11 protein-coding genes are annotated in these 13,959 nt (G+C 72.2%); 2 read left to right on the top strand and 9 right to left on the bottom strand.

The features are described from left to right. Positions 1-34: 34 nt before the first annotated feature. Together ACFYV1_RS09060 and ACFYV1_RS09065 are read right to left on the bottom strand one after the other, a co-directional pair. Positions 35-706, bottom strand: a complete 672-nt coding sequence (locus ACFYV1_RS09060; protein ID WP_389394777.1) for an O-methyltransferase — start codon at positions 704-706, stop codon at positions 35-37. A gap of 16 nt (positions 707-722) precedes the next feature. Beyond that, positions 723-1,817, bottom strand: a complete 1,095-nt coding sequence (locus tag ACFYV1_RS09065) for a DUF2330 domain-containing protein (RefSeq protein ID WP_389394778.1) — start codon at positions 1,815-1,817, stop codon at positions 723-725. 221 nt (positions 1,818-2,038) lie between these two features. Between ACFYV1_RS09065 and ACFYV1_RS09070 the strand changes: the two genes are divergently transcribed. Next, positions 2,039-4,075: a bifunctional glycosyltransferase 87/phosphatase PAP2 family protein gene (locus ACFYV1_RS09070; RefSeq protein WP_389394779.1), complete on the top strand. Its 2,037-nt coding sequence runs from the start codon at positions 2,039-2,041 to the stop codon at positions 4,073-4,075. A gap of 222 nt (positions 4,076-4,297) precedes the next feature. Here ACFYV1_RS09070 and ACFYV1_RS09075 read toward each other — a convergent pair whose 3' ends face one another. After that, on the bottom strand, positions 4,298-5,542 hold the full coding sequence (locus ACFYV1_RS09075; protein WP_389394780.1) for a cytochrome P450: 1,245 nt from the start codon (positions 5,540-5,542) through the stop codon (positions 4,298-4,300). Positions 5,543-5,816: 274 nt separating this feature from the next. On the opposite strand from ACFYV1_RS09075, the gene ACFYV1_RS09080 reads away from it, so the two are divergent. Beyond that, entirely contained in the window at positions 5,817-6,986 is a 1,170-nt protein-coding gene (locus ACFYV1_RS09080; RefSeq protein WP_389394781.1) for a steroid 3-ketoacyl-CoA thiolase, read from the top strand. Positions 6,987-7,100: 114 nt separating this feature from the next. Here the strand turns inward: ACFYV1_RS09080 and ACFYV1_RS09085 are convergent, their stop codons facing one another. The 6 genes from ACFYV1_RS09085 to ACFYV1_RS09110 form a co-directional block, all read right to left on the bottom strand. Then, entirely contained in the window at positions 7,101-7,526 is a 426-nt protein-coding gene (locus ACFYV1_RS09085) for a transglycosylase SLT domain-containing protein (RefSeq protein ID WP_389394782.1), read from the bottom strand. A gap of 326 nt (positions 7,527-7,852) precedes the next feature. After that, positions 7,853-8,683, bottom strand: a complete 831-nt coding sequence (locus ACFYV1_RS09090; protein ID WP_389394783.1) for an ECF transporter S component — start codon at positions 8,681-8,683, stop codon at positions 7,853-7,855. Further along, the gene (locus ACFYV1_RS09095; RefSeq protein WP_389394784.1) at positions 8,680-10,506 is read right to left on the bottom strand and encodes an ABC transporter ATP-binding protein; all 1,827 of its coding nucleotides are present in this window, start codon (positions 10,504-10,506) and stop codon (positions 8,680-8,682) included. The genes ACFYV1_RS09090 and ACFYV1_RS09095 overlap by 4 nt, the downstream gene beginning before the upstream one ends. After that, complete coding sequence (locus ACFYV1_RS09100; protein WP_389395264.1) at positions 10,503-11,606, bottom strand: energy-coupling factor transporter transmembrane protein EcfT; 1,104 nt, start codon at positions 11,604-11,606, stop codon at positions 10,503-10,505. Before ACFYV1_RS09100 ends, ACFYV1_RS09095 begins: the two co-directional genes overlap by 4 nt. 458 nt (positions 11,607-12,064) lie before the next feature. After that, positions 12,065-12,715 carry an SCO2322 family protein gene (locus ACFYV1_RS09105; RefSeq protein WP_389394785.1) on the bottom strand — a complete coding sequence of 217 codons (651 nt, stop codon included), beginning with the start codon at positions 12,713-12,715 and terminating at the stop codon, positions 12,065-12,067. Continuing rightward, positions 12,715-13,932, bottom strand: coding sequence for a prenyltransferase/squalene oxidase repeat-containing protein (locus ACFYV1_RS09110; protein WP_389394786.1), 1,218 nt, complete (start codon positions 13,930-13,932; stop codon positions 12,715-12,717). The genes ACFYV1_RS09105 and ACFYV1_RS09110 overlap by 1 nt, the downstream gene beginning before the upstream one ends. Positions 13,933-13,959: the final 27 nt, after the last annotated feature.

The raw sequence follows: 13,959 nt of genomic DNA on the forward strand, positions 1-13,959 counted from the left end.
CACCCCACCCCGCGGCCTGCGGCCCGAGCGTCCGTCACGCGAGTACCCGCGCCACCACCAGCCCGTCGTGCCCCTTCACGCCCACCGTCTGCACCGCCGTGGCGTCCAGCCTCGGCTCACGCGCGATCAGTTCGAACATCTCGCGCGTCCCGACGATCGCCGGGTCCTCGCTCGAGCCGTCGAGCACACCGCCGCCCCGCACCACGTTGTCCACGACGATCACGCTTCCGGGACGCGTCAGGCGCAGGGCCCACTCGACGTAGCGCGCGTTGTTGCGCTTGTCCGCGTCGATGAAGACCAGGTCGAACGGGCCCGCCCCCGGCTCCGCCTCGATGCGCGGCAGGGTGTCGAGCGCCGCGCCCGTACGCACCTCCGCGACCTTGTCCAGTCCGGCCCGCGCGATGTTCGCACGGGCCACCTCCGCGTGCGCCGGGTCGTGTTCGAGCGAGATCAGCCGGCCGTCCGCGGGCAGCGCCCGCGCCAGCCAGATCGTGCTGTAGCCGCCCAGGGTGCCGATCTCCAGCGCCGTGCGCGCGCCCTGCACACGGGCCAGCAGATGCAGCAGCTTGCCCTGGTTGGGCGCGACGTTGATCGCGGGGAGCCCCGCCGCGTCGCTCGCCGCGAGCGCGGCGAGCAGTGCCTCGTCCTCGGGCACGAGGAGATCGTTGATGTAGCCGTCCACGGCCTGCCATTGATCCTGAGTCATACGGCTCAACCTACTTTCAACGACGCTGCCTCACCCGGATCCGCCGCGACAGCAGCACGGCGAGGGCGACCGCGGCCGGACCGCCGACCACCGTGAGGAGCCACACGGGCGCCCCGCCGGCAGTCAGCAGGTCGTCGTCCCAGACCACTCGCCGAAAGGGTGTGTCCTCGGCGGTCGCCACCAGCTCGTGGTCGCCGTCGATCCGGCCCGGATCGGGAAAGCGCTGGTCGAGCACGGTGAGGAAGCGCTCCTCGCCACCCGTCAGCCGGCCCACCGCCCCACGCGGTTCGAGTTTCCCGGCGTACGTCACCTCCGGCTCCGTCCCGCCGATCGCGGAGCGCGGCTCCATACGGTGCCGCGCGAGCACGAACAGACCGAGCGACTGGGCCGACTTCGCGCGCCGGGACAGCCGCATCGGGTAGACGAGCGTCTCGCTCTCGAAGCTCAGCCGCAGCGGGTCGAGCGTGCCGTCCAGCGCCGTGCCCTGCTCGCTCGGCGCCAGCCGTACGGCCACGTACTCCCAGCCCTGGTCGACGTACGGCCGGAGATCCTCGCCGAGACCCTCCGGCATCTCGAAGCCGTTCTCCGCCAGCCAGTCGCCCAGCGCGTCGGGGTCGGTCGCCGTCAGCCGTGCCACGTCGAAGTCACCCAGCCGCTCCCGGCCGACCACCCCCACCCCGGAACCCTCCGCGCCCGGCGCCGGGGCCGCGCCCACCGCCCCGTCCACGCTGTCGAAGGGCCAGTCGCCGCCCCGCGGCCAGAAGTAGTGGCGCGTACGGTGTTCCGGCGCCGCGATCCGCACCAGTTCGTCGAAGACGGAGGCGTCGGCGAGTTCCACGGTGGCCCGCCCCGGAACGGGCATGATCCACGCGGCCTCCGGGGCGTCCGAGTCGACCGTGAAGCGCATGACGATCTGCTCGGTGCGGCCGTCCCAGTCGATCACGGAGGACTCCCGGTTCACGGAGAACTCCGCGTTCCGGTCCACCACCATCGCCCCGCAGCCACACGCGTACGCCGGGCTCACCAGCGATCCGATCTGCAGCACGAGCACCGCCAGCAGCACCGTGAGCAGGCGCGCGCGTGTGCCGAATTCTTGTATGTTCCCCCGCATACCTCCAGTGACGGTGCCGCGAACGTTCGTGGTTCCGGCCCGGACCGGTCATCTCCGCCACGACAGCCGACGCGATTCGGCCGGCAAACGGGGTGACAGCCAGGCGAACAGGGGGTTGCGTGGGTCTTCCTCAGGGGGCGGTGCGACGCTCTGCGGACGCCCTGTGGACACCAGAACAGCAGACAACAGGACGACTGAACGGTGGGGAGGCTCGGCGCGGCGTGGCGAACACGGAACGCAACGTACGGGGGAGTGCGGCGGTGGATCGGGCGGCGGATCCGAGGATCGGTGCCGCCAGGGCCGCGCTGTGGCTCTTCGCGGCGGTCCTCGCCGTGCGGCAGACGGCGGCCGTACTCACGACGCCGCCGGGCAAGCGGCTCATCGACCTGGAGACGTGGGTCGGCGCGAACGGCGTCCTGCACGTCCCCGGCTCTCTCTACGAAGAGGGCAGATTCACCGGCACCCCGTTCGCCGGACTGGTGCTCAGACCGCTCACCAGCGCCGCCGAGCAGAGCCTCGGCGTCGCATGGACCTTCGGCACCCTGCTGCTCGTGGTGCTGCTCGGTCTCGTCGCGGGCCGCGCGCTGCCGATCCCCGTCTCCCGCCGCAGCGCACTGCTGGCCGCGCCCGTCGCGATCAGCCTGCTGATGCTGTCGCTGCCCGTCCGCAACAGCTTCCATCTCGGTCAGACCAGCATCATCCCCGTCCTGCTCGTCCTGCTGGGCTGCCTCGCGGTGCGCGACGAGAGACCCGCCGGGCTCCTCATCGGTGTCGGCGCCGCCCTCCAGCCGACCGTGCTGCTGTTCGCGCCGCTGCTGTGGCTCACCGGCCGGCGCCAGGCCGCCGTGACCTCCGCGGGCACCTTCGCCGCCCTCTCCGCGCTCGCCTGGGCCGCCATGCCCGGCGATTCGTGGGCGTACTGGGTGCACCACGTCGCGGGCGCCGGACTCGGCGAGAACCCGGACAGCGCGGCCAACCAGTCCCTGCACGGAGCCCTCCTCCGTTTCGGCCTTCACGGCCCCGCCGAGATCGCCGTCTACCTGCTGCTCGCGGCCGCGGTCGTCTTCGTCGGGCTCCGCCGCGCCGTCCGCTACGCCCAGGACGGACAGCTCCTCCTCGCCGTCGCCCTCACCGGCTGCGTCGCCGTCGCCGTCTCACCGACCGCGTGGCAGCACCAGCTCCTGTGGGTGCTCCTCGCCGTCGTCGGCCGGGTGGGCAAGCGGGCGTCCGACCGGATGCTGTGGCCCGTCCTCGTCGTCCTCGCCATAACGCTGCCGGGCCACATGATGCTGCCCGAGATGACGGTGTTCCACCCCATCAGGGACAACACCCTCCTCATCGCCGCGCTCGCGGCGTCCTGCGCGGTGCCGTTCCTGCCGCTCAGCTCACCGCACTTCCGCCGGCCCGTCCCGACCGAGTACGCCACGCCCGCCCCGGCCCGCTGGGGCCGCGTCCCGCTGCTGCCGTTCTGGCGGCGGGTGCTCAGCCGCCCCAACCTGCTGCTCGAACTGCTGGTCATACGGGTCGGCTACTCCGTCTACTCCCACATCCGCGCCGCGGCGAGGGGCAGCGTGGCGGCAGCCGAGGAACACGCCCGGCAGATCCATTCGCTCGAGGGTGTGCTCGGCATCGACATCGAGCACTGGGCCAACCAGGCGGTGGTGAACACCAGGTGGGCGGAGGCGTTCCTCAACTTCCACTACACGTCGTTCCACTTCCTGGTCCCGCTGTCCATCCTCGGTGTCCTGTACGTGCGCAGGCCCTGCGACTACCGCTGGGCCCGTTCGTCGCTCGCCTTCGCGACGGTGCTCGCGCTTCTCGGCTTCTGGCTCTACCCGCTGGCGCCGCCGCGCCTTATGCCCGGTATGGGCTTCGTCGACACGGTCCACGGCCCGCAGGATCTCGCCAACCCGGACTACGGGGCGATGACCGCCGTCACCAACCAGTACGCGGCCATGCCGTCGCTCCACTTCGGCTGGTCGCTGTGGTGCGGACTCGTGATCCTGATGCTCGCGCCCAAGCTGTGGATGAAGCTGCTCGGACTGCTGCACCCGCTGATCACCGTCTGCGCGATCGTCGCCACCGCCAATCACTGGGTGCTCGACGCGGTGGGCGGAGCGGCGGTGGTGGCAGCGGGCTTCGGTCTCACGTACGTGCTGGCGGGACGCAGGCAACTGCTGGTCCCCACCGGCTTCGTCCCGGCGGCGAGGTCGCACACGGAGAAGGCGGACAAGCAGGTGGCGAGCACCCGCACATGAGCCCCGGCGGGTGCGGGGGCTCGCGCCTCCGCACCCGCCAGGCTGGATCGTCGCCTCATCAATGGTCCGCGAACCCGGCGGCTTCCGCCACTTGAGCGACGCCTGACCGGATGACGGCCCTTGCCGGGGCGCCGGCCCGGGTCGCCCGTACCGGCCGCCGTCCGGCTGGGTCGCCCGTACCGGCTGCCCGGTCCGCCCGCCGTCCCTCTGTCCCGCCCTCCGTCAGCCGTGGGTGACCCTCAGTTCCTTGATGCCGTTGAGCCAGGCCGAGCGCAGACGCCGGGGGTCGCCCGCCATGCGGAGGTCCGGGAGGGTGTCGGCGATCGCGTTGAAGATCAGGTCGATCTCCATCACCGCCAGTGACTTGCCGAGGCAGAAGTGCGGGCCGCCGCCACCGAAGCCCAGGTGGGGGTTGGGGTCGCGGGTGATGTCGAATCGTTCGGGGTGGTCGAAGACCGACGGGTCGTTGTTGGCCGAGGAGTAGAAGAGGCCGACCCGGTCGCCCTTCTTGATACGGGCTCCGCCCAGTACGACGTCCTGGGTCGCGGTGCGCTGGAAGGAGACGACGGGCGTGGCCCAGCGGACGATCTCCTCCGCCGTCGTGTGCGGGCGCAGCCGCTTGTAGAGCTCCCACTGCTCGGGGTGGGTGAGGAACGCGTGCATTCCGTGGCTGATCGCGTTGCGGGTCGTCTCGTTCCCGGCCACCGCGAGGAGGATGACGAAGAAGCCGAACTCGTCGGAGGACAGGTTCCCTTCGCCCTCCGCCGCCACCAGCCGGCTCACGATGTCCGCTGCCGGGCACTCCTTGCGTGCTGCCGCGAGGTTCATCGCGTACGAGACGATCTCCATGGCCGCCTCTGTGCCGACCTCCTCGGTGATGGCGTACTCGGGGTCGTCGTAGGCGGCCATCTTGTTGGACCAGTCGAAGATCCTGGCCTGGTCCTCCTGGGGCACACCGATGAGTTCGGCGATGGCCTGGAGGGGGAGTTCCACCGCGATCCCGGTGACGAAGTCGAAGCTTCCGTCCGGTTTCGCGCCGGCCGCCGCCGTCTCGACGACGGATCGCGCGCGGCGGCGCAGTGCGGACTCCAGGGAGCGCACGGCACGCGGGGTGAAGCCGCGCTGCACGATCTGGCGGACCCTGGTGTGTTCCGGCGGGTCCATGTTGAGCATGATCAGTTTCTGGACCTCGATCTGGTCACGGCTGATGGACTCGTTGAAGCGGATGACGGCCGTGTTCGTGTTCGAGGAGAAGAGCTCGGGGTGGGTGGAGACGTGCTTGACGTCGGCGTGCCGGGTGACGGCCCAGTAGCCCTCGTCGTCGAAGCCGGAGATGCCTGTGGGCTGTTCGCACCACCAGACGGGCGCGGTGCGCCGCATCTCGGCGAACTCGGGGTGGGGGATGCGGGCCTGGAGGAGGTCGGGGTCGGTGAAGTCAAACCCTTGGGGGAGATGGGGGCAGGACATCGGCAGCTCCCGCTGAGTCGTCGACCTGATGGGTCATCAGGAAGTGGCCGAAAGGTAGTAACGAGTTCTACAAGTGGCAAGGCTCGCGGCCCCAACTGTTGCGTGAGGGGGGCGGGACAAGCCGCAGCATGAGGCGTGCAAGACCCTTGCGTACCGGCGGTAGCAGTCATAAGACTTCTTGCGGAACTAGAACGCGTACTAGTTCCCGAGTCTTGAGAGTTCGGCCCGTAAGGGCGCCGGGACGCCCGGACGGCCGCCAGGAGAGGACGAGCTCATGGCCGCGGAACCCGTCATCGTCGAAGCCGTACGCACCCCCATCGGTAAACGGGGAGGGCTTCTCGCCAACCTCCACCCCGCCTACCTGCTGGGCGAGACCTACCGTGAACTCCTCGGCCGCACCGGCCTCCAGGCCGACTGCGTCGAACAGATCGTCGGCGGCACCGTCACACACGCCGGCGAGCAGTCCATGAACCCGGCGCGCACCGCCTGGCTGACGGTCGGGCTGCCGTACGAGACGGCGGCGACCACCGTGGACTGTCAGTGCGGCTCCTCGCAGCAGGCGAGCCACATGGTCGCGAACATGATCTCGGCCGGTGTCATCGACATCGGCATCAGCTGCGGCGTGGAGGCCATGTCGCGGGTGCCGCTCGGCAGCGGGTCCAAGCACGGTCCGGGCAAGCCGTTCCCCGACGAGTGGAACGTCGACCTGCCCAACCAGTTCGAGGCCGCCGAGCGCATCGCCCGCCGTCGCGGCCTGACACGGGAGGACGTCGACCGGCTCGGGCTGATGTCGCAGCAGCGTGCCGCGACGGCGTGGAGCGAGGAGCGTTTCAAGCGTGAGACGTACGCGGTGCAGGTGCCGACGACGGAGGAGGAACAGGCCGCGGGGCAGGGCATGTGGCGGCTCGTCGACCGGGACGAGGGGCTGCGCGACACCTCCGCGGAGGCGCTGGCGGGACTGAAACCGGTCATGCCGACCGCGGTGCACACCGCCGGCAACTCGTCACAGATCTCGGACGGCGCGGCGGCCGTCATGTGGGCGTCCAAGCGCATGGCACGGGCACTGAAGCTGAAGCCCCGCGCCCGCATCGTCGCGCAGGCGCTCGTCGGCGCGGACCCGCACTACCACCTGGACGGCCCGATCGACGCCACGCGTGCCGTGCTCGGCAGGGCGGGCATGTCGCTCAGGGACATCGACCTGGTCGAGATCAACGAGGCGTTCGCGTCCGTGGTCCTCAGCTGGGCGCAGGTCTTCGACCAGGACCTCGACAAGGTCAACGTCAACGGAGGCGGGATAGCACTCGGGCACCCGGTCGGTGCGACGGGTGCCCGGCTCATCACGACGGCGCTCCACGAGCTGGAGCGCCGGGACAAGGAATTCGCGCTGATCGCCATGTGCGCGGGCGGCGCGCAGGCGACCGGCACGATCATCCAACGGATCTAGGCACGCGTGCAGGTCCGGGTCCGGCGGGGACCCGGCGGACCCGGGGTCCGGCGGGTACGGGCCGGGTCCGGCGGAGAGGTGCCGGGCCTTCCGTGCCGGGGCCGGGCCGGCCGGTCAGTACCAGCCCTGGGACTGCCAGGCGGACCAGGCGCCGCACGGGCTGCCGTAACGGTCCTCCATGTAGTCCAGGCCCCACTCGATCTGGGTGGCGGGGTTGGTCTCCCAGTCCGCGCCCGCGGAGGCCATCTTGCCGCCGGGCAGGGCCTGGACCAGGCCGTACGCGCCGCTGGACGCGTTGGTGGCGTCCACGTCCCAGTTGGACTCGTGGGTCACGATCTTGTCGAAGCAGGCGAACTGCGCGTCGTTCTCGATCATCTTCTGGGCGATCGCCTTGGGGGAACCGGACGGCGCGGCGGGTGCCGCGGAGGCCGTGGCCGGGTTCAGGCCGAGGGCCATGCCGGCGGTGCCGAGTACGAAGACGGAGCCCGCGAGGGCGGTCTTCCGGCGGGCGGCGATGCTGCGGATGACGGAGCGCGACACGTGGTGATCCTGACTTCGGGGGCGAGGGCCGTCGCGTCCGGACGTGCCGGAACCCCGTCCGTGGGGGGTGGGGTTCCGGCCGCCGGGTGGGCGCTGCCGCTCCGTCAGGATCACGGCGTCGCGCCTTGCGACCCGACCAGTTTCAGCAGCTTCTCCGGCGTGGCGCAACGACCCCGCTTACTAGGCGGAATCGGATTCGGGTCGAAATGTCCCCAAGGCTTGACGGCACGGGACACCGCAGGTGGCGGCCGTGTACGAGGGGTCCGTGGCCCGTGCGGAGGGACTACTACCCCGTGTCGTACGGGACGAAGGCCCTGTGGGGGGTCTCACCCCCGCGGCGCCGCTTCGGGCTCCTTGAATGTGACGCGGGCCTCGAACGCGGCCCGCCGCGTCGCCCGGCGCAGCGCCTTGAGGAGCGTCGCGCCGAGGGTGAGCGTGAGGACCACGGTGAGCACCGCACGGCCGAGGTCCCAGCCGAGGGACGTGGCGGCGCAGTAGGCGAGGAAGCGCACCAGGTTCTCGTGGACGGGGTCCCCGGGGTGGAACGAGATCCCGGACGACACGGCCGTGATGATCGTCCAGCCCTGGAGGTTCATGACCGTGCCGTAAGCGAACGCCGCGACCGCCCCGTACACGGCGAGCATCAGCAGCTCCGCCCTGCCGCGGACGCGGTCGGCCCCGGGCAGCAGGCCCGCGCCCATGGCGAACCAGCCCATCGACAGCATCTGGAACGGCATCCACGGTCCGACGCCGCCGGTCAGCAGCGCGGACGCGAACATGGTCACCGCGCCGAGCACGAAACCGAAACCCGGGCCGAGGACACGGCCGCTCAGCACCATCAGGAAGAACATCGGCTCCAGACCGGCCGTCCCGGCACCCAGCGGTCTGAGCGCCGCGCCGACCGCGGCGAGCACACCCAGCATCGCCACCGCCTTCGCGTCCATGCCGGAGTCGGCGATGGTCGCGACGACGACGGCGACCAGGAGCGGGAGCAGCGCCGCGAAAAGCCACGGCGCGTCGCCCGAGTGCGAGGCGATGCCCGACCCGGCGTCGGCGAGCAGGGGCCAGCCGAAGAAGGCGACGCCGATCGCGCTGATCAGGACCAGTGCGGCGGCGGATCGGGGACCGAGGCGGACGGGGCGGTCCGTGGTGCTCATCGATTCGCCTCAAGGGCCGTCTCGACCTGGGAGACGGTCAGCCACGGCGCCGGCGCGAGGATCTTGGCGATCTGCGGCGCGAAGGCCGGGGAGGAGACCACGACCTCGTGCGTCGGACCGTCCGCCACGACCTCGCCGTCGGCGAGGATCACCACCCGGTGCGCGAGATCGGCTGCGAGCTCCACGTCGTGCGTGGCCAGGACGATGGCGTGCCCGTCGCGGGCGAGGTCCCGAAGGATCGCGACCAGCCTCGACTTGGCCGCGTAGTCCAGACCGCGGGTCGGCTCGTCGAGGAGAAGGAGCGGCGGCCGGCCGGTGAGCACGATCGCCAGTGCGAGAGCGAGACGCTGTCCTTCGGACAGGTCACGGGGGTGGGTGCCGTCCGGCACTCCGGGGAGGAGCGCGGTGACGAGCGCGCGGCACGTGCCGCGCGCCGCCTGCGCGTCGCTGTCGGCCGCGGCGCACTCGGCGGCGACGGTGTCGGCGTAGAGCAGGTCACGGGGCTCCTGGGGAACGAGCCCGACCTGACGGATGAGGTCGCGGGGCCGTGTGCGGTGGGGGGTGCGGCCGCCGACCGTGACCGTGCCGGTGGTGGGCTCGATCATGCCGACGAGCGTCGAGAGCAGCGTGGACTTGCCGGCGCCGTTACGGCCCATGAGCGCGACGGTCTCGCCGGGGGCGACGGCGAGGCCGATGTCGCGGAGCGCTTCGACGCGGGCGCGGCGGACGGTGAGGCGGGTGGTGGTGGCGACGGTGGCTGTGCCCGGGGTGCTCGGAACCGGCGCGCCCGTACTGGTGCTGTCGACCGTGCCCGTGCCCGTGCTCGCGCCTGTGCCCGTGTTCGTGCCCGTGCTCGTGTTCGCGTCTGTCGCCGGGGCCGTGGCGGGTGCGGTGCGGCGGAGCCGGGCGAGCAGACGGCGGGTGGGGCCCGGTCCGCTGTGCGGGGTCGGCCTGTTCTCCCCGCCCTGCGGCCTGCCGGCATACGGGGAGGGCGGGACGGGCGAGAGTCCCTCCAGACGCTCCCGCAGGCCGGCCGCGTGCCTGCGCGCGTCCCTCACGGACAGCGGCACCGGCGACCACCCCGCCGCCCTGGCCAGCGCGACCACCGGCGGGTGGACGGGGGAGTCGGCCATCACCGCGGCAGGCGCTCCGACCACCGGACGCGCGCCGCGCGCGGGCAGGAGCACGACCCGGTCCGCGTACTGCACCACCCGCTCCAGGCGGTGCTCCGCCATCAGCACCGTGGTGCCCAGGTCGTGGACGAGGCGCTGCAGCACCGCCAGCACCTCCTCGGCCGCCGCCGGGTCCAGCGCGGACGTCGGCTCGTCGAGGACCAGCACCTTGGGGTGCGGGGTGAGCACCGAGCCGATCGCGACGCGCTGCTGCTGGCCGCCCGACAGCGTCGCGATCGGCCGGTCGCGGAGCTCCGCGAGGCCCAGCAGGTCGAGCGTCTCCTCGACACGGCGGCGCATCACCTCCGGCGCGAGTCCGAGGGACTCCATCCCGTACGCGAGCTCGTCCTCGACCGTGTCGGTGACGAAGTGCGCCAACGGGTCCTGGCCCACCGTCCCTACGACGTCCGCCAGTTCACGGGGCTTGTGCGTGCGCGTGTCGCGGCCGTCGACGGTGACGCGGCCGCGGAGCGTCCCGCCCGTGAAATGCGGTACGAGCCCCGACACCGCACCCAGCAGTGTCGACTTGCCGACACCGGACGGGCCGACGAGCAGCACCAGTTCGCCCTCGGGGACGGTGAGATCGACGTTCTCCAGCGTCGGCGCGGCGGCGTCGCCGTACGTCACCGAGACGTTCTCGAAGCGGATCACGAGGTCGACTCCTCACGGGGAACGGGCGCGACGAACGCGGGAAGGAGGCCGATCAGCACGGACAGGGCCGGCCACAGCGGCAGCGTCGGCGCGGTCAGCGGTACGACACCGGGGTGCAGCGCCTCACCCCCGTACACGGCCGCCCGGATCATCAGCGCGGCGACGGCCGCACCGGACGCGGCCACCAGCCAGGCCCTTGCTCCCCAGCGGTCGGGACGGTAGCGCGTGCGCACGGAACGACGGCCTCCCAGCCACAGGCCGACGACCGCCGCGAGCAGTCCGGCGATCAGCAGCGGCACGCCGTACCGCGCGCCCTGCGAGGCGAGCAGCCCGTACGAACCCGCGCACACGCCCAGCAGCCCGCCGAGGGTGAGCACGGCCGTGGTCCGGCGCACCGAGGGCGGCACGTCGGCCGTACGCCCGTACCCACGGGCGTCCATCGACGCGGCGACCGCGATCGACCGCTCCAACGCGCCTTCGAGGACCGGCAGTCCGATCTGGGCGACGGCCCGTACACCACCGGTGGGGCGGCCGCGCAGACGTCGTGCGGTACGCAGCCGCAGGACGTCCGCGACCATGTTCGGCGCGAAGGTCATCGCGACGACGACGGCCACGCCCGCCTCGTACAGCGCGCCGGGCAGCGACTTCAGGAGCCGCGCCGGATTCGCGAGCGCGTTGGCGGCGCCGACACAGATGAGCAGCGTCGCGAGCTTCGCGCCGTCGTAGAGGGCGAAGACGAGTTGCTCGGCGAAGACACGGCCGCCGATGCGCACCCCGTCCGCCCAGCCGGGCATCGGCACCTCGGGGAGTGTGAACAGGATGTGCGTACCGGCGATGGGGGAGCCGAGGGCGACGGAGAAGACTACGCGTACGGCGATGACGAAGAGGCCCAGCCTGACGAACGCGCCGTAGGAGCGGGCCCAGGGCGCGTCGGTACGGCGAGCGGCGACGACGTATCCGGCGACGCCGACGAGCATGGCGAGGAGGAGGGGGTTGGTGGTGCGGGAGGCGGCGACGGCCAGTCCCAGAGCCCAGAGCCACCAGGCGGTGGCGGGCAGGGCGTTCCCCCGGTTCGCGCCGGGTGCGCGCAGCGCGCGCAGGTACGCGGTGGCCCGCGGGTTCCGCCGGCCGGCCGGGGCGGGGGCCGGGCCGCTGCGGGTGCCGGTGCCGGTGCCGGTGCCGAGGACGCGGTGCGCGGCGCGGATCTCCTGCGCCGCCGCGAACGTTGCTGCCGCCGCCGAGTCCGGCCCGGACGCCGAGCCTGGTTCGGACTTCGAGTCCGGTTCGGATGCCGAGTCCGTCCTGGTTGTCGAGTCCGGCCCGGAGGCCGACACCTGCCCGGACGTCGAGTCCGGCCCGGTCGCCGAGTTGGGCACGCTTTCCGAGTCCGGTTCGGACGCCGAGCCCGGCCCGGAGACCGAGCCCGACGGGGAGACCGGCGTCGCCCCGAACGCATGAGCCGATGGGGCAGGTGTCACCTCGCCGGTCGGCTCGGGGGCGGTGACCGCTTCGTCGGCCGGCGGGAGGCCGGGGACGTCACGGTCGTGCGGGTCGCCGGTCATCGGTTGCGGCGGCGGGAACGCCACACTGCCGCCGCGCCCAGCGCCAGCACCGCCGCGAGGCCGGCGTACACGCCGACGGACGGGCCCTCGCCCCGACTCGTGGTCTTCTCCGCCGCCGACGGCTGCTCGGCCGTGCCGGAGACCTGCTCTCCGCAACCCGACCCGGGGTAGCCCGAGATCGCGCACAGCAGGGCCTGGCTGTTGTAGCGCAGTGGCTTCGCCACCTGGGCCAGGGCCTCGGCCGTGGTCGCCGATTCGGCGACCTGCGCGCACGCCGTGCGCTGCGCGGGCGGGGTCTCGCCCTCGGGCGCGTCCGAGGGCGTGCCCGGGTCGATGACGAGCGCGACGCGCTTCCGTCCGTCCTTCGGGGGCGTGTTCGCGCAGATGCCGGCGAAGTCCGGTGCCGTGCGCGGCTTCGCCGCGTCCCCGCTGTTCTCGCTCACGGAGAACCGGAAGCCGCCCACGGATCCGTCGGCGGGCCGCGCGGTGGCCGGTCCCTCGGTGGCGTACGTCCACTGGCCGCCGCTGCTCTGCCAGAACGACCAGTAGCGGTAGCCCGCCGCCTGCGCGGGGGCCGCGGCCAAGGCCGTGAGCAGGACGCCGAGGACGCCGAGGCCGAGGAAAGAGAGGAGGCGCGGCCTTCGCATCAGCTCTTGTTCTTCCTGCGGCCGCTGAACAGGAAACCCACACCCACGGCTGCGACGAAGATGACGCCCACGAACCACCAGCGCTCGAAGAAGTTGTCGTTCGTCATGTCTTCCTGCCGGCTCTGAGGTGCCTTTTCCGGCGCCGGGCCGGTCGCGTTCAGCGCCGACACCAGGTCGGTGCCGCCGAAGTTCTTCGGGTCGGCGCCGGCCGCGCGCGCGGCGAAGACGAGCTGGGCGTAGGCGGCTGGCCCGTTCTCCTTCGCCCATGCCGCGGAGTTCTTCTCCAGCCAGGCGAGCGGCTTCTTCGCCTGCTCGTGAAGGCCCTGCACGGACAGGGCGACGACGGCATCGGCGGTGTTGCCGAAGTCCGGCTTCGGGGAGGCGTCGTCGGCGCCGGGCATCGGCGGGGTGTCGAGATGACCGGTCGCGGCGAGCTTGTTCGCCAGGTGCACCGCGCCGTTGTGCGCCGCGTCGTCGAGTGAGGTTCCCTGCACACAGGTCGGGCCGTGGCGGTCCGCTTCGTGGCTCCGGCCTCCTGCCAGACCCTCGTTGTGCAGGGCGAGCACGGCGGCGGCGGTCGAGTCGGCCACCATGCCGGGGGAGGCGATCTGGTAGACGAACGGGCCGCCGTCCTTGCCGGTGCACGGCTTCGCGAAGGTCAACAGCGCGTCGTACGGGGTCTTGCCGCCCTTGGAGAGGATGTCGGCGGGGGGCTCCCCGGCGGCGGCGAGCGCGCCGATCACGACGGAGGTGGAGTTGGCGTCGCTGGCGCTGCCGGGGTTGTAGCCCCAGCCGCCGTCCTCGTTCTGCACGGACCTCAGCCAGGCGGTCGTCTTCTTCGCGACGGCGCCCTTACCGCCCATTCCGGCCAGCGCCTGCACCGCGGCGGCACTGGCGTTGGTGTCGAGCGGCAGGTCGGCGTCGCAGTCCTTCGAGGTGTCCGCGCGGTACGAGGGGAAGCCGCCGTTCGCGCACCGCTGGCCGATCAGGAAGTCCACCGCCGCTTGCGCGGGCTTCAGGTGTTCCTCGTTCTGCGCGATGAGCGCGAGCGACTGACGCCACACGCCGTCGTACGTCGGGTCGCTCTTGCCGTACAGCCCGGCGGGCAGTTCGGCGGACGGCGTCGGGGAGGGAGCCGCGAGGGCGGCGGGCGCGGCGGTCAGGCCGAGCACGGCGGAGGCGACGAGCGCGGCTGCGCCGCGGCGAACGGTGGTCATGGCGGGCTGGTGCCTCTCCTGCGGTAC

Source organism: Streptomyces sp. NPDC003023 (assembly GCF_042888225.1).
GTDB lineage: Bacteria > Actinomycetota > Actinomycetes > Streptomycetales > Streptomycetaceae > Streptomyces.

Coding starts and splice junctions, on each gene's coding strand:
- ACFYV1_RS09060 (WP_389394777.1), bottom strand. CDS start 706: ATGACTCAGGATCAATGGCAGGCCGTGGACGGCTACATCAACGATCTC.
- ACFYV1_RS09065 (WP_389394778.1), bottom strand. CDS start 1,817: ATGCGGGGGAACATACAAGAATTCGGCACACGCGCGCGCCTGCTCACG.
- ACFYV1_RS09075 (WP_389394780.1), bottom strand. CDS start 5,542: ATGTCCTGCCCCCATCTCCCCCAAGGGTTTGACTTCACCGACCCCGAC.
- ACFYV1_RS09080 (WP_389394781.1), top strand. CDS start 5,817: ATGGCCGCGGAACCCGTCATCGTCGAAGCCGTACGCACCCCCATCGGT.
- ACFYV1_RS09090 (WP_389394783.1), bottom strand. CDS start 8,683: ATGAGCACCACGGACCGCCCCGTCCGCCTCGGTCCCCGATCCGCCGCC.
- ACFYV1_RS09105 (WP_389394785.1), bottom strand. CDS start 12,715: ATGCGAAGGCCGCGCCTCCTCTCTTTCCTCGGCCTCGGCGTCCTCGGC.
- ACFYV1_RS09110 (WP_389394786.1), bottom strand. CDS start 13,932: ATGACCACCGTTCGCCGCGGCGCAGCCGCGCTCGTCGCCTCCGCCGTG.